General features: G+C 62.9%; 13 protein-coding genes and 4 tRNA genes. 8 read left to right on the forward strand and 9 right to left on the reverse strand.

Annotated features, from left to right (window positions below):
- Positions 1-87: 87 nt before the first annotated feature.
- Positions 88-702 (reverse strand): TetR/AcrR family transcriptional regulator, encoded by a 615-nt coding sequence (locus CSW57_RS03485; protein WP_099381452.1) that lies wholly within the window; start codon positions 700-702, stop codon positions 88-90.
- A gap of 110 nt (positions 703-812) precedes the next feature.
- On the opposite strand from CSW57_RS03485, the gene CSW57_RS03490 reads away from it, so the two are divergent.
- The gene (locus CSW57_RS03490) at positions 813-1,811 is read left to right on the forward strand and encodes an oxygenase MpaB family protein (protein WP_099381453.1); all 999 of its coding nucleotides are present in this window, start codon (positions 813-815) and stop codon (positions 1,809-1,811) included.
- On the opposite strand, the gene CSW57_RS03495 is transcribed toward CSW57_RS03490, so the two are convergent.
- Entirely contained in the window at positions 1,754-3,202 is a 1,449-nt protein-coding gene (locus CSW57_RS03495; protein WP_099381454.1) for a serine hydrolase domain-containing protein, read from the reverse strand. The genes CSW57_RS03490 and CSW57_RS03495 overlap by 58 nt on opposite strands.
- Positions 3,203-3,290: 88 nt before the next feature.
- Between CSW57_RS03495 and CSW57_RS03500 the strand changes: the two genes are divergently transcribed.
- Positions 3,291-3,923, forward strand: a complete 633-nt coding sequence (locus tag CSW57_RS03500; RefSeq protein ID WP_099381455.1) for a TetR/AcrR family transcriptional regulator — start codon at positions 3,291-3,293, stop codon at positions 3,921-3,923.
- Positions 3,924-4,456: 533 nt separating this feature from the next.
- On the opposite strand, the gene CSW57_RS03505 is transcribed toward CSW57_RS03500, so the two are convergent.
- The 4 genes from CSW57_RS03505 to CSW57_RS03520 form a co-directional block, all read right to left on the reverse strand.
- Positions 4,457-5,473 carry a toll/interleukin-1 receptor domain-containing protein gene (locus tag CSW57_RS03505; RefSeq protein ID WP_099381456.1) on the reverse strand — a complete coding sequence of 339 codons (1,017 nt, stop codon included), beginning with the start codon at positions 5,471-5,473 and terminating at the stop codon, positions 4,457-4,459.
- A 616-nt stretch (positions 5,474-6,089) separates the two neighbouring features.
- Entirely contained in the window at positions 6,090-6,509 is a 420-nt protein-coding gene (locus CSW57_RS03510; RefSeq protein ID WP_143696461.1) for a hypothetical protein, read from the reverse strand.
- A complete protein-coding gene (locus CSW57_RS03515) occupies positions 6,490-7,032 on the reverse strand; it encodes a hypothetical protein (protein WP_143696462.1) in 543 nt (180 codons plus the stop codon). The genes CSW57_RS03510 and CSW57_RS03515 overlap by 20 nt, the downstream gene beginning before the upstream one ends.
- Before the next feature lie 216 nt (positions 7,033-7,248).
- Positions 7,249-7,321, reverse strand: a tRNA-Lys gene (locus tag CSW57_RS03520).
- 253 nt (positions 7,322-7,574) lie between these two features.
- Between CSW57_RS03520 and CSW57_RS03525 the strand changes: the two genes are divergently transcribed.
- The 3 genes from CSW57_RS03525 to CSW57_RS03535 all read left to right on the forward strand — a co-directional run bounded on the left by CSW57_RS03525 (position 7,575) and on the right by CSW57_RS03535 (position 7,894).
- Positions 7,575-7,647: transfer RNA gene (locus CSW57_RS03525), tRNA-Glu, on the forward strand.
- A gap of 31 nt (positions 7,648-7,678) precedes the next feature.
- Positions 7,679-7,752: transfer RNA gene (locus CSW57_RS03530), tRNA-Asp, on the forward strand.
- A gap of 68 nt (positions 7,753-7,820) precedes the next feature.
- A tRNA-Phe gene (locus CSW57_RS03535) sits at positions 7,821-7,894 on the forward strand.
- Positions 7,895-8,002: 108 nt separating this feature from the next.
- Here CSW57_RS03535 and CSW57_RS03540 read toward each other — a convergent pair.
- Together CSW57_RS03540 and CSW57_RS03545 are read right to left on the reverse strand one after the other, a co-directional pair.
- A complete protein-coding gene (locus CSW57_RS03540) occupies positions 8,003-9,301 on the reverse strand; it encodes a sensor domain-containing phosphodiesterase (protein ID WP_143696463.1) in 1,299 nt (432 codons plus the stop codon).
- A 145-nt stretch (positions 9,302-9,446) separates the two neighbouring features.
- Positions 9,447-9,659, reverse strand: a complete 213-nt coding sequence (locus CSW57_RS03545) for an ANTAR domain-containing protein (RefSeq protein WP_099381460.1) — start codon at positions 9,657-9,659, stop codon at positions 9,447-9,449.
- Positions 9,660-9,835: 176 nt separating this feature from the next.
- Between CSW57_RS03545 and CSW57_RS24395 the strand changes: the two genes are divergently transcribed.
- On the forward strand, positions 9,836-10,003 hold the full coding sequence (locus tag CSW57_RS24395) for a hypothetical protein (protein WP_189339120.1): 168 nt from the start codon (positions 9,836-9,838) through the stop codon (positions 10,001-10,003).
- Between the two features lie 93 nt (positions 10,004-10,096).
- Entirely contained in the window at positions 10,097-10,990 is an 894-nt protein-coding gene (locus CSW57_RS03550; protein WP_099381461.1) for an ATP-grasp fold amidoligase family protein, read from the forward strand.
- Between the two features lie 48 nt (positions 10,991-11,038).
- On the opposite strand, the gene CSW57_RS03555 is transcribed toward CSW57_RS03550, so the two are convergent.
- Complete coding sequence (locus CSW57_RS03555) at positions 11,039-12,661, reverse strand: D-alanyl-D-alanine carboxypeptidase/D-alanyl-D-alanine-endopeptidase (protein WP_099381462.1); 1,623 nt, start codon at positions 12,659-12,661, stop codon at positions 11,039-11,041.
- Positions 12,662-12,862: 201 nt separating this feature from the next.
- Here CSW57_RS03555 and CSW57_RS03560 point away from each other — a divergent pair, with 201 nt between their 5' ends.
- Positions 12,863-14,473: a serine hydrolase gene (locus tag CSW57_RS03560; RefSeq protein WP_223249011.1), complete on the forward strand. Its 1,611-nt coding sequence runs from the start codon at positions 12,863-12,865 to the stop codon at positions 14,471-14,473.
- Positions 14,474-14,499: the final 26 nt, after the last annotated feature.

The raw sequence follows: 14,499 nt of genomic DNA on the forward strand, positions 1-14,499 counted from the left end.
ATCCCATCCTTGCCCAGGGGCCGGGAGGGATCCATCAGGAATGACCCTGAGATCTCCCCGAATTCATCGGTCTGACTGACGGGGGATCTACTTTTCTGCCGGCGCCGAGCGCATCACCAGACGGAACGCGTACTTCACCACCGCGTCGAGGTCGTCCCCGAGATGCCCCGCGAGCCAGTCCTGGGCGAGTTCGGCCATCGCACCGGTGTACATCGCCGCGCCGACCCTGGTGGCGACAGGATCGGAATCAGGGAACACCTGACCACTTTCGGTCAGCACCAGTTCGCGCAAAAGATCCTGTGCCACAGCGCGTCTCGTCGCAAGGACGGGATTCGCGCGGGCGTCGGTGAACAGCACTCGGCCGCGGCGCGGGTCGTCGGAGCTGAAGCCGAGGACGGCGCGGATGCCGGCACGCGTGCGGTCCGGGACCGAATCGCCGGCGTCGGCCATCGCCTGTTCGACGGTCGTCGCCAGTGCGGTGGCGACCCGGTCGTACACAGCGCCGAGCAATTCGTCGGTGTCGGCGAAGCTCTCGTAGAAGTAGCGGGTGTTCAACTCGCACTCGCGGCAGACCGAACGGACCGAGAGCGCGGCCTCGCCGCCCGACCCGAACAGTGCGAACCCGGCGTCGACGAGCAGTGTGCGGCGTTCGGCGCGACGATCGGTCAGCGGAACGCCGGCCCATCGGGTGGGGGTCGACATGGGCAAAGCGTACTTCCAGACCCAGTTGGATCAAAGAGAGGTCTGGTCACGACCGTAACCAAACCCTATGGTGGAGACACACGTCGCCAAACCGAGAGTGAAACGACCCCATGCTTGCTCTACTGCCGCATCAAGTAGCCGGCCAATGGCTCAACCAGCGCTTCGACAAGGACATCCGCAGCAAGTACTTCCGGGGCATGGAGTTCGCTGGTCCAGCAGGTGATCCTGGCTGGTTCGGCCCGGACAGTGCCACGTGGCATGTGCACTCGCACACGCCGGTGTTGATCTTCGGCCTGCAGTGCGCCTCGTACCTCGAACGGCTCGACCCCAGCATCTTCTGGATGGGCATGCACCATTCGCGGCTGGTCCAGAAGGATGCTCGCGGTGAACCCACCGGACAACTGGATCCCGCCGGGCTCGCGGTACGGCTCGGGCATTCGGTCGCATTCTTCATCGGCACCGCCTACGGGTCCACGGCGACCGCCGAGCGTCTGGCCAAGACGGTGCGGTCGATGCACCACACCATCAAAGGTGTTCGGCCGGACGGCCTCTCGTATGATGCCGACGACCCGGAGTGGTTGCGGTGGAACTACGCGACGGTGGTGTGGGGGATTGCGACCGCACACGAGATCTACCATCCGAAGCCGCTGCGCGGGGCAGACCTCGATGAGTACTACCGCGAGTTCGTCCGGGTCGGGCACGCACTGGGCGGTACCGACCTGCCCACCACCAAGGCCGAGACGCTCGACTGCCTGAAGTCATACCTGCCCAGATTGGCGATGACACACGGGAATGCGGTGGCCACCGGCGTCAACCTCGTCGACCCTGTCCCCGCGGCGGTCGATTGGGCCATCCGCGACACGATGCCGACCTGGGCGGCCCAGCTGGTGATGTACCGCCCGCCCAATTCCATCGAGCGCGCTGCGCGCCGAACCGCGGTCTGGAGCTCGCTCAATGGTCTACATCTGGCGATGGGAACCGCACCCGAGTTCGAGGAAGCCAAGGCGAGGGTTGCGGGCGGTACCACGTCGGCACACACGCTCCCGACGTATCAGTTGGGGACTGATGAGGTCCGCGATCGCGAGGCCATCGAAGCGAGCTTTGTCTGACGACGCGGTCTGACGGACGTTCGTGGTGTGGCCAGGGAGGCAGCGGCGAGTGCCCACAGCGCGATCGCGATCGACAGCCCGTACGCACTGTCTGGCAGCCAGATGCGCATCACTCGCCAATCGCTCCCGAAGAAGTCGGGCAGAAGCCACAACGCCCCGCAGAGGGCCACCGCCGAGCCGGCAAGGGTCCAGCGTAGGCCGCGGCGGATGGGGCGCCAGCGGCCCATCACTGCCATCACGAGGCCGACGACGGCAATCAACGCGATCGCCCAGGGGAGGGTGGAAAGCACGGGGTCGCCGGTGGCGGACTCTGGCGCTTTGCCGTCGAGTGTCAGCAGCACGTTCTCGGCAACTGCGGCCAACGCAGGCGCGCGAGCCTCGCTGTAGGCGTTGGCGAGAACCGCGACAGCTCGACCGTCGCTGTCGAGCATGAGGTGTGCGAAATAGCCTGGCGTGGCGCCGGTGTGGTGGGTGAGTGTGCCCTCGTCGGATGCTGTGATTCGCCAGCCGTACCCATAGCGGTCGTCGCCGGAACTCACACGTGGTGTGTGCAACCGGTCCAGCATCGCCGGGCTCAGAACGTCAGGGTTGTCACCGGCTTGAGCTCGCACGTAGCGGGCGAGGTCGGTGAGTGTCGAGACGACGTAGCCGAAAGGCGTTCCGGACTCGTCGAATCCGGGCGAGTACTTTCGCGGCTGGCCCCACCAGTATCGGTGCCCGGCAGGCAGATCGGCGGCAGCCTCGGAGGTGGTCGCGGTGTCTGTCATGTCGAGCGGTTCGAGTAGATCGGTCCGCAGGACCTCGCCGAACGGCCTGTGCTCGAGTTCTTCGACGAGCGCTCCGAGAATGAGGTAGTTGGCGTCGCTGTATTCGTACTGTCCGCGGGTACCCGAATATTCGAGATCCTCCGCCGCTCGTCGTACCGCACCGTCGGTGTTGTCGAAACGTTCGGCGACGGCGAGTCCGTCAGCGGTCGAGTAGCCGCTGCTGTGGGTCAGTAATTCCTCGATGGTCGGTGCGGTTCCCACCAACCATGGGAGGTGGTCGCCAATGGGATCCGACAGCTGTAACTCGTTGGCCTCGGCGCGTTGAAGGACGAGCGCTGCGGTCATCGACTTGGCCACCGAGCCGATCAGAAACGGGGAGTCGCGGCCGATGGGTCGGCCGTTCCCATCTTCGCCTTCCATCCACTCGAACTCGGTGTCCTCGAGTGTCACCACGGCGACCGCCATGCCCGGGATGCGCTGTTCTGCAGCAACATCGTTCAGGTAGGCAGCTGCCGCAGCCGGTCCTCGCTCGGGGCTCGCATTCGCGGGGGCGGCGCCCGGCACGAGCGATACCACCGCCGCGACCGATACACACCGAAGCAGTGCATTGAAGGATCTGCGCATTGGCCTGCCTTTCGATTCCAATATGAGCGTATTGCAAAACCAATATAGCCATATTGTTTTGGAAAGCAAGCTGCTCTAGGGTCGGGGTATGGCACGAACGGCGAATCACGATGAGCGGCGCGCGCAGATCCTGGGCGGCGTGCGCACAGTCACGACCACCTCTGGCATCGGGCGGGTGACCATTGCCCGGACTGCAGAGGCCGCGGGTGTGTCGGTGGGGCTTGTGCAGCACTACTACGGCACGAAAGAGGAACTCCTCATCGACGCGTTCACCCAGGTGCGCGCCGACGTGCTGGCAAGGATCGACGCCGAGATAGCGCGTGCGGAAAAGCGAGGGGCGCGCATCGAGGAGATGTTGATGGACGGTTTGAGCCAGCTCTTGCCGATCGGAACTCGTCGCCGTGATGAGGTGTACGTCGCTCATGCGTTCGCCGGTTTGGCGCTCGAGGACGAGTCTCTACGGAAAGCGCTGCGTTCGGCACAGGAACAGTTGCAAGAACGCGTCGCAACCGGCTTGGCGAATGGTAAAGAGTGCGGCGAGGTCCAGTCCCGGGTCGATGTCGACGAGGTCTCTTACGGACTCGTCGCCTTCACCGACGGGCTCGGCGCACGGTTGTTGATCCATCAGGGGCAGGCTCAGCGCGCTTGGGCGATGTCGGGGCTGCGTGAGCGGGTTGCAGAACTATGCCCGGGTGAGTGCGCTCATCGCAAGCGCCCTTGAGCGGAGACGTGCAGGCGCTGCGCGCCCGGGCGTCGTGTGGACCCTCGGGCGCGCAGCTCGGTGTCAGCTGCCGTTGGCGTAGAGCGCCAGGATGGGGCCGATGAACGCGAGTACTGCGGTGAGGGCGAGTTCAGAAGACGACATGAAGTTCCTTTCGGCGATGTTTCATCAGATCTGATCGCCGATGCGCACGCTGCTCGGCGACCGCGACGAGAATCGCATTCGGACACCTTGTTTGTCTTCGAAACGAAGGGTATTTCGTGCAGCAAATGCCGGTTTCGACAGTGGTGCCCCCTCTCGGGCTCGAACCGAGGACCTGCAGATTAAAAGTCCGTAGTAGCGGCGGAAGCTCGCGGCCTCGCAACCTGCATCAACGCGCGCCCGAAGCGTCAACTATGCCGATGACCAGCCCTTATAGGGCGGTAGCGGTCGCTTCGCGGTCGGTCCCGGTCGGGCCCGAATCGCCCCCGGTCGCCGGGTTGACGCCGGAGTGACCGGACAGCGTCTGAGCATCGTTGGCGCTGCTACTGCGACTACGGCTTCGGCGGCTGGCTGGCGAACCCCGGCGGGACGGGCGAGGCAAGTCTTGCGCGCAAAGCCTTCTTCTCGCGATCCTTCTCATCCAGGAAGCTCTCGTAAGCATCTAGGTCGGTAGCGATGAGCGAAGATTCGGTCTGCGCGCGGATGTATTCCACAATTACTCGGGTGTACGGACGTCCATCGTCGTGCGGAGAGTTCGCCCCATAGACCTGGTCGTTATTCTTGACAGCCGCGAGTAGTTCAGCGCACTGATTCGAATCACACGAAACCTGTCGCAGATACTTCCAAATATTGTCGGTCTGTCTATATGAAGGCGACAGGTGCATCGCGCTAACAAGCGAGGCGGAGAGTCCCGCCTGTACGGCCGGTTGGTTTGTGATCCGAACCAAGATGCGTTCAGCTATTTCAGCTGGGTCATCCGAGCGTTCAGGGCGCGCTTGCAGTGCACCCAGTGGGCCATACGGTGTAACCCCGAAGTTTAGAGGCAACACTGGAATGTGGCGCCCTAGGAGCCAACCCACCTCTTGGTCGCACCATTTACTTTCAGAGAATCCCTGATGCAGGAATACGATACCGACGTCAGCAGTATCGAGGCCTTTCTCGATTTCATGTTGCCAGGCGGCGTCGTCGGCGATCGAGTCATGTGCAACAAACAATGTCACACCGAACGCAGCCAACTGATCGCCAACCTGGCCCACCAGCCGCCTTTGCGCTGCCAAGTGAGACGCAAAAGCGAACAACGGGCTCGAAGTCCTGACTGTTGTTGTAGTTGCAGCAGGTGCTGATGCCTGCGGTGTGGCCACCCCAAGAAATTCGCCGATCTCCGCAAGTTGCTCGTCAGTCGCTGCGCTGACCGTCTCGGCGAGGCTCGCGTCGTATGCGGATGGGTCGAACTGTTCAATGCCAAAGGTTTTGAGGATTACGTTGACGCGGTCCCACGGCAAGTTCTGGTCTTCAAGACCGTCGGTGACCTCCATGATCACCCGTACTCTGTCGGCCTTGCTGAGCATAAGTGCACCTGCTAACGAATTGTATGGTTGACCTGATTTATGCAACGGACGGGCGCGTCCAGTCTTCGCGAGATCCGTGCGCGACCTCCCGCGCGGTAGATGTGTGAGCCCCGATCAGAATAGCTGTTCCGTGAAATGTTGGAGCCGATGACGGGAATCGAACCCGCGTGTGCAGCTTGGGAAGCTATTTCTGGGTTGAGACGGGTGTTCGAGCTGTCGCAGCTAGACCCCCTGGCGGCAGTTTGAGTTACGTTGCGACACAGTAGCTGTGGGACGTAATCGGTACGGTTCGGGTGCTTCCGAGTCGGCTCGGGACGGCTGGGGTGCGCCGTCGCCCGCCGGGACTTAGCCTAGGGACAGCGTTAGATTTCTAGTGCCGAGGCAGAAGGATTGCACGGGCTCCTTCGGCCCGAGAGCCATTCCACCCGTGTAATGCGTCCTTCACTGCCCGCACCTCGTCGGCGGTGTCGCCGGGTGACGAAATTAAGACCTTTAAGACGTGGGCATCAAACACGGATCCGATTGTGCCATGAGCGTGCTTGCCAGACAGGGTCATTCACATCCAGGCGCGTACTCAAGTTTGTTTTGCGTACGTACTATTGCGCCGCAGGCGATGCTAGAAGTCCCTGTCGGTGTCGACATGTTTTACAAGGTCACCGATATTGACGGTGATCGCCTCTTGACGGTTAGGCTTGTTGCCTCTCGACTTGCCTTCGACGGCTATGCGATCTTTCGGGAAAATTGTGAAGCTGAGGCTGTCGAACGGAGCGCTGGTTCGATAGGTCTGGGCACGAGAGAACTTCGGAAAGACATCAAAAACCTTGACGCGGAGCTTCTCCTGTGGAATGGGCCCGAGCGACGCGCCTGTCTCTGGATCCTTGATGGCACTGTCTTCTTGGGGCTCCTCGTACAGAGCAAAGATCATGCCAGGTCGAACCCCTGAGTTTGAACCGCGATTGATCAGGACCGTATGTGCGTCCTCGACGGCGGCAACCTGGCCCGCGATCTGCTCTGGGTTAGTAAGAAAGTTCGCCATCGGTTCCTCGCTTTTGGCCGTCGTCCTCCGAAGGCGCCCGTGCTGGGTCGGGCGTGATTGGTTGCGGCTTGTCACCCTGTTTTATTGTCGGTCGGTCAGTAACCGATTGTTCATCGGAGGTGAAGTTCGTTCGGGCCACTGTGTAACCGTCCGTGGACAACAGTTCCCACTCACGGCTTGCCTGCTGCCCAGTCAGGAGCGTCAGTTCAGTTGCTGTTTTTGCTTGATGCATATGAATTAAGCCGCTGCCCGCGTCGTCCGCTGCAAAAGCAGCTGTCGCTTCCTCGATCTTCCGGTCGGCATATCGGACCCCGCTGTTGAGGTTGAGGGTCGTGTAAGTGGCACTTCGCACACGTAGTTCAAGCGCTTTATCGGCGCTGAGCTGGTGGTACAAGTGTGTTGTCACGCCGCCTATCGCTACTGCAAGCAGTGGCACTGCTGCGACCACGCAGAACGTGCCGAATGCGCCGTCGTTGTCAATCATCGCCCCCGACAGGCTCGAAACCAACAGGATGATGAGCACTATGAGCGCGTATACGGGCCACCGACGGTTTGGGTGCTGAACAATCTTGCGGTCACGTGCACGCCTGTCGACATCCCCCGTGTTGACCACACGTCAATGATGCCACCCTGCGGTGACAGATCCGACACGGACGCGCTCAGACCGGGGTAAAACCTGGGTAGGTAGATGGCTTGCGATAGGCCCAAAGCCGAAACGCTCTGACCACGGTGTTCGTAGTGCCCCCTCTCGGGCTCGAACCGAGGACCTGCGGATTAAAAGTCCGTAGCTCTACCAACTGAGCTAAAGGGGCGTGCCCATTTCAGGGCGCAACGAAGTTTACAAGACGGCGGCGCAGGGTCGTGTAGTCGGGGCACGCGGCCGGTCGGTGTGCTGCCGCACGCGTTTGGTCGCGACGCCCGTGTTCGAACACGGGCGCGGTGATCAGAACGGTGCGTCGGCGACCCGGGGTGGCAAACTGATCAAATAATGCGGTCTGACCTGCTGATTTGGGATTTTCTCCGCCGGTGTCCTAAGCTGATTCAGCTCCCTTACGGAGAACACCGGCCCCCTTCGTCTAGCGGCCTAGGACGCCGCCCTTTCAAGGCGGTAGCGCGGGTTCGAATCCCGTAGGGGGTACGCGAGCCAGATGACACTGGCAAGCATGCAAGGCCCTGTGGCGCAGTTGGTTAGCGCGCCGCCCTGTCACGGCGGAGGTCGCGGGTTCGAGTCCCGTCAGGGTCGCTTTACATCTTCGGTTCGCCGGAGATCGCAACACCAAGTTAGATTGGCATTCGGTTCGGGTGCCGCCCGGCCAGGTAGCTCAGTTGGTACGAGCGTCCGCCTGAAAAGCGGAAGGTCGTCGGTTCGATCCCGACTCTGGCCACCGTCATCGCAGTCCACGAAGTCCGATCCTCCCCGAGGGTCGGACTTTTTGCTTCTGGCGGGCCTCGAGTGCGGGTGGCTGTGTGCCGGACTGTCCGCCTCGCACGGTCTACGTCAGGCGGGGCGCACTCGACAGCATCGGGAATGCGTCGGCGGGTTGCGCGGCGGACCAGTGATAGCCCTGCCCGTAGCGGGCCCCGACGATGCGTGCCTGGTGTGCCTGTTCAGCGGTCTCGATGCCTTCGATGACCAGGAATTGGCCGAGCTCGGCGGTGAGTGCGGTCAGGGCGCGGGCGATTGCACGTCCGGTCGGCGTGTGCAGCGACGACCCGACGGTGCGGTCGGCCTTGAGGCCGTTGACGCCGATCCCGAGCAGATGTTCGGCAGGTAGCCAGGGCCCACCGATGTCGTCGAAGACGACGATGTAGCCGCGTTCCCGGAGATCGTCTATGACGTGGGCATCGATGAGCGCAGCGGTGGGTACGGCAACGGATTCAGTGATCTCGAGGGTGATCGACGCGGGGGCCACGCCGGCCGCCGCGGTCACCTTGTCGATCCGGTCGGCGCAGTCGGGACGATAGAAATGGTGGGCGGAGAAGTTGACCGCGACCCCGATGTGGTCGGCGTCGGTGCGTTCGCGACGCCACCGCTGCAGGTCGGCAACTGCCCTGGCCAGCATGGTCAGGTCGAACTCGATGATGAGATCTGTGTTCTCGACCAGCGGGATGAAGGAGTCGGCGGCAAGCACCCCGCGTTCAGGGTGCACCCATCGCGCCAGTGCTTCGACGGCCGTCAGCTCACCGGTCTGTAGGTCGACGATCGGCATGTACCACGGCACGATCTGGCCGTTGTCGATCGCTGCGGACACCTCGCCGACACCGAGTTTGCCATCGCCGTGGCTGCGGAGCGCCCTGCCGTCGATGCCTATCCGACTGTTCTGCGACCTTGCCGCGTCAAGGGCCTCACCCGCCAGGACCGCGCAATGTTGCAGTGCCACCAGATCGAAGTCCTGTGCCGTGTGCGCCTCGTTGTCGAGGACGCACAGTGTGGCTACCGGCAGGTCTTCGCGACCGAGCAGGGGAATGCCGGCGTAGGCACGAAAGCCTGCGCGGCGCAAAGGATCCGCGACGTCCTCGTCTGCGTTCGGACTGGCGGAGTCGAGAATGGTCACCGGCGCACCCCGTGAGATCACCCCCGCGCACGCGGACATGCCCAGCGGAACGACGACTCCGGCGTCGAATCCGTGAGCAGCCACGGTGTATTGATGCGTCCCGTCCATCACGTTGATCAAAGCGATCGGGCAACCGGTCACCTGCGCGGCGAGGGCCAGCACGGAAGTCAGTCCGCGAGAAGGTGTGATCCGCGTGTAGTGCGACGCCGACTGCGCGCGCCGGTCGTCTTCGGCCATGAGCACACTCCTCGGGTTGGATGTCAACTCAACCACCCCCGCCGGATTCCTGCGCGGGCAACCTGCCTGGGCCCAGATACCAGACAACTTGTCTCGATCTGCGGGGTGATCGCCGCCGCGGTCTCGGCAAGTCGAGGCTCTCGTGTCAGTTGTATTCAGGCCGCAGTGGTCTCGGGTGTGAGTCGATCAACTCCGACGCGGCATGGAACACCGACACTTTTGACACGGTCGCGACCTGCTTCAGTCGCCGCGCGGCATCGACGCGTCTGAGCTTGCAGCGTTGCATCAGCATCCCGACAGCGATTGCGATGACGTGTCGCTCGCTGAGAACGCCGTTGAGCTCACTGCTGGTGCCCATGTGGGGTTCCCTTGTTCGCTTCGACACCGAAGGAGGTGTCTGCCGTGTTACCCCATTGTGCGCTTCTGGTTGCGGAGAAGGCGAACCGCAACGGTTTGACCGCTGCGTGTTGACCGTAAAGATCACTATGACCATTGCCTGTTCCGGCGCATTTTCGGTACGACATACTTCCCCGGGTGTGGTGGTGGATCGGCGTCGGAGCCGTTGTCTGGGTGATCGTGTCGATCGCTGTCGCGATCGTTGTTGCGCGCGTGATCAGCCATGCCGACCTCGAAGACGAAGCCGAGGCCTTGCGGCGCAAGGAACACGAGCGTCGGCTCCGCGATGTGTTCCGCCGACGCTGAGTCGGCTCGAGCACGTGTGTAGCTTCTACCCCGATGACGATGTATGTGAACCCACCGGCACGGCTGTGTGCCGTGGCCGACTGAGGGCCGGGTATGAGACACGCGCGGTGGCGCGAACGCAGCAGGCTGGTGCGATGGTGGCGGCTCACGCAGACACGGAAGCCGGAAACGTTCACCGAGAAAGTCCGGTACAAGATGTTGCGAGACCATCGCAACCTCGTGGTGACGTTCGCCGACAAGGTCGCGGTACGCGAGTACGTCGGGACCACGGTGGGCACGGGGTATCTGCCGGCCGTGTATGCGACCGTGGACGATCCTGAGCAGCTTCTCACCGAAGCCCTGCCGCGACAGTTCGTCGTGAAACCGTCCCACGGTAGCGGTGCTGTCGTAGTGGTCTCCGAAGCTGCCGATCAAGGCGCGCGCCTGCCTGGGGTGGAGGCGTGCTGGTCCTACATCCATGTCCGCCCCGAGCACGCGGACCGCGCCCAATTGGTGGCGATCGCACGCTACTGGCAAGAGCAGTTGTATGGGCAGGGCCCGAACCGGGAGTGGGCGTACGGCCATGTCCCTCGACGGGTCTTCGTCGAAGAGCTGCTGACGAATGGCCATGGCGTGGTACCTGACGACTACAAGTTCTTCGTCTTCCACGGCAGATGCGAGTTCATCCAGGTCGACACCGGTCGATTCGGCAGGAGAACCCAGAACTTCTACCGGAGGCCCTGGACCCCCTTGCCACTGAGTGGTGGTCCTCCGCGCGCCGAGCATCCCCAGCCGGCACCGGCGTGCTTGGACGAGATGATCATCGTGTCCGAGAAACTGGCCGCCTCGACGGATTTCGTCCGGGTCGACCTGTACGTCGTCGGCGGGCGAGTGGTGTTCGGCGAGATGACGAACTACCCCGCCGGTGGCGAAAGTCCCTTCCAGCCACAGTCGTTCGACCGAGAGTTCGGTCGAACGTGGCAGGTTCCGAGGCAGTACGTCGACTGACGGAGATCGTCGTCCGTGCCGAGGGGCAGAGGCACGGGGATCAGCGCATCACTTGCTCTGGGCCTGCTGGAATGCTGCCGCGACCATACCCACGTCGTCGCCGACCTGAAAGATCCCGCGGGGCAGATCGGGGAACACCGCGTTGCTGACCCCGACGACGAAGAGCAGTCGACGGCCGTCAGCGACTTCGAGATAGCCCGACAGCCCCTGGATCGTCATCACCAACCGTCCCGTGACGGGCTCGGCGTCGGCGGAGGTTCCCGTCTTACCGACGACCTTTCCTTTGGCGGGACTGTCGACGCCCACTCCGCTGAGGGAGCCGCGCTCGCCCAGGATCGGTTGTCCCGCCCAGAAGATGTCGGCCCAGGGTCGTCCGTCCACCCACTTGAACCATTTCGTGATCGCGGCGGGTGTGGCCGACGACGGATCGCTGCCTTGACCGTCGACGATGACGAACTCGGACGGCGAGATGCCGGCCTCGGTGGTGAGTTCCCGGATCGCGGGCAGACCGTCTGAACACTCCTGAGAACCTGCCTCGACCGCCAGCAGGCAGAGGAAATCGTTCGCGCCCGTGTTGTAACTGGTGGCCAGGATCATCGAGCCCATCTCCTGGAGCGGTACGGATTCGAGCTTCGCCACACGCAGATCATCTCGATAGCTGTTCTTTGCCGGGAGTGCGGCCTGCTCGTTCACCTTGGCAGTCGATGAGACCGTTACGCCCTTGCGCTGCAGGGCTTCGATGAACAGCTGACGCGCCCAGGTCGGGGCGTCGGTGATGCGGAAGACCGTCAATGTCGACTTGCCGGCGGGTACTGAACCGGTCACCCGGATGAGGGTGGGATCGAGCTCGTCCGCGCTGACCGTCATGGTGGAGTCGCTGTCGGGCGCACCGGTGGTCACCTGCGAGTCGAGTCGGAAAAGCCCGTTGCCGGGCAGCATCTGGATGGTCGCCGGCTGTCCGGGTTGACCTGGTGTGGCTTGGATGTCCACCAGGTTGTCGTTGACGTAGATCGACGGGACCACCCCTTCGACCGTTGTGTAGCGCTCCCACAACCGGGGGTCGACGAGTACGTCACCGTCGATGCGGGTGAGTCCGGATGCGACAACCTGGGCGGCGAGGTCATCGAGTCCGGCGAGCGGATCGCCGGGTGCGAGAACCGCCCCCGGGATGGCATCGGCGTACACGTGGTCGATGCCGTCGGTGGCGAAGTCGAACCTGCCGTCGGGTGCATTGCGTCCGCCGAGCGCCAGATCGCCGGAGCCCACCAGGACGAGATCTCCACTGAGCGTTCCACCCACAGGAGCTGCCGTTGCGTAGACAGGAGTGGTCAGTCGGCGGTCGACTCCGAGGTCCTGGTAGACCGTCCCGACGGTGAAATGTTTTGTCTGCGAGGCCATGAACATGAACTCATCGGCGAGGTTGCTGTAGACGACCTCGTCGGTTTCCGGGTCCACCACGAGATATGACCACCGCGCGGCCTCGTACGGTTCGGTCTCCATGATGGTCGTCGCAGCGGCCGGCAGCGTCTGACCTTGTCCACTGGGCGACGGCTCGTCGGATTCAGACGAGTTGCCTGAGCATGCGGCGGCGAACAGCAGACCACCGACGGCGAAGGCAACCAGCGTTGTCCTTGCTCGATACGTCTTCGCGTGAGGTTCGACTGATGACATGGTGGCGCACCACTTCCTGGGTCCGACTCGATACCCACTCCTGTGCGGGCAGTAATTACTGCAAATTACACCGTGCAAGTTGCACTTCGTGGAAGTATGGTCACCACATCGGCTCGAGGCGTCCACATCAGAGTGGATCGGCCCGTGCCGTATCGATGTCGACGGGTCGCCGAGGCGAACCGCCCTGTGATGGAGCGAAGAATGAGCACTCGGCCGGCCCTTCTCACCTACGCGCTGGCGTTGGGAGTGTCGACCGCACTTGTTCTCTCCGCATGTGGTTCGTCGTCTCAGGGATCGTCGAGTTCACCCGCAGAGGCGCCGACGAATCTCGCGGCAGCACAGATCGATCGGGCAGCGGTGGATGCGGCGACCGATCAGATCGACGGGTTCGTCGACGACATGATGTCCCGTACCGGCGCCCCGGGTATCGCGGTGGCGGTCGTCTACAAGGACGAGGTGGTCTACGCCAAGGGCTTCGGTGTCCGCAAGGTGGGCGAACCCGAACCGGTGGACACCAGCACGATGTTCCAGCTCGCGTCGGTGTCAAAACCTCTGGCGTCCAGCGTGATCGCCACACTCGTCGGCGACGGCAAGATCTCCTGGGACGAGCCGGTGAAACGGTACGAGCCAGGATTTGTGGTCGCAGACCCCTACGTCACCCAGAACGCCACCTTCACCGACCTGCTCTCCCATCGATCGGGCCTTCCCGACCACGGCGGCGACCTGCTCGAAGACCTGGGCTACGGGTACGAGGACATCGTGTCGCGGCTCGACCAGCTTCCGCTCGATCGCTTTCGGGACAACTACGCGTACTCGAACTATGGCTTCACGGTCGCCGGCGTTGCCGCTGCGAAATCCGAGAACACGACGTGGGCCGAGCTGTCAGAGAAGACGATCTACGAACCGCTGGGAATGTCGAACACCACATCGAGTACAGACGAGTGGCGGAACGCTCCGAACCACGCGTACAACCACGTGCTCACCGATCCCGCAACCAACACCTGGGAGGCGAAGTACGTCAGCAATCCAGAGGCGCAATCACCGGCGGGCGGCGCCAGTTCCTCGGTCGACGACATGGCTGCCTGGATACGCATGGAGCTTGCGGATGGGATGTTCGACGGCCGGGAGATCGTGGATCCCGAAGCGCTGCAGTACACCCACCAGGCCCACGCGTTCTCTCGTCCGGCGACTGAACCTGGTGCACGAGAAAGCTTTTACGGAACCGGCTTCTCGATCAACACCGACGACCGAGGCCGGGTGCAGGTTGCTCACGCCGGCGCGTTCGCCTTGGGCGCCAGCACCGACGTGGAGTTGTTGCCGAGTGAAGATCTCGGAATCGTTGTGCTCGCCAATACGGCACCCATCGGTGTCTCGGAAACGATATCCGCCCAGTTCATGGACTACGCGAAGAACGGCGAGCTGACCGTCGACTGGGTGCCGTACGTGTCGGGCCAGTTCAAGCAACTCGTCGAACATGGTCGCTCTGAGACCGACTACGCGAGCGCGCCGGCGGGTGCTGCGCCGCCACAAGCCATTTCGTCCTACGTGGGCAAGTTCGACAGTCCGTTCTACGGCGCCGCCGAAATCATGGTCGAGGGCACAGACCTCGTGCTCAGGCTCGGTAGAGATCAACAGCTGCGTTACCCGCTCACACACTACGACGGTGATACCTACTGGTTCGAGACGTCGGGGGAGAACGCAGTCGGACCCACGGGTGTCGAGTTCACCCTTGCGGACGGGACCGCCACATCGTTCACCGTCGAGTATCTCGATGCCCAGGGCCTCGGCACCTTCACGAAGGCCCCAGCATGACCGACGAACGCCCTATCAAGAGTTTG

Source organism: Williamsia muralis (genome assembly GCF_002735905.1).
GTDB classification, from domain to species: Bacteria; Actinomycetota; Actinomycetes; order Mycobacteriales; family Mycobacteriaceae; genus Williamsia; species Williamsia muralis_A.

Coding starts and splice junctions, on each gene's coding strand:
- CSW57_RS03510 (WP_143696461.1), bottom strand. CDS start 6,509: ATGGCGAACTTTCTTACTAACCCAGAGCAGATCGCGGGCCAGGTTGCC.
- CSW57_RS03540 (WP_143696463.1), bottom strand. CDS start 9,301: ATGGCCGAAGACGACCGGCGCGCGCAGTCGGCGTCGCACTACACGCGG.
- CSW57_RS03550 (WP_099381461.1), top strand. CDS start 10,097: ATGAGACACGCGCGGTGGCGCGAACGCAGCAGGCTGGTGCGATGGTGG.
- CSW57_RS03560 (WP_223249011.1), top strand. CDS start 12,863: ATGAGCACTCGGCCGGCCCTTCTCACCTACGCGCTGGCGTTGGGAGTG.
- CSW57_RS03555 (WP_099381462.1), bottom strand. CDS start 12,661: ATGTCATCAGTCGAACCTCACGCGAAGACGTATCGAGCAAGGACAACG.
- CSW57_RS03505 (WP_099381456.1), bottom strand. CDS start 5,473: ATGCTCAGCAAGGCCGACAGAGTACGGGTGATCATGGAGGTCACCGAC.
- CSW57_RS03545 (WP_099381460.1), bottom strand. CDS start 9,659: ATGGGCACCAGCAGTGAGCTCAACGGCGTTCTCAGCGAGCGACACGTC.
- CSW57_RS03490 (WP_099381453.1), top strand. CDS start 813: ATGCTTGCTCTACTGCCGCATCAAGTAGCCGGCCAATGGCTCAACCAG.
- CSW57_RS03500 (WP_099381455.1), top strand. CDS start 3,291: ATGGCACGAACGGCGAATCACGATGAGCGGCGCGCGCAGATCCTGGGC.
- CSW57_RS03495 (WP_099381454.1), bottom strand. CDS start 3,202: ATGCGCAGATCCTTCAATGCACTGCTTCGGTGTGTATCGGTCGCGGCG.
- CSW57_RS03485 (WP_099381452.1), bottom strand. CDS start 702: ATGTCGACCCCCACCCGATGGGCCGGCGTTCCGCTGACCGATCGTCGC.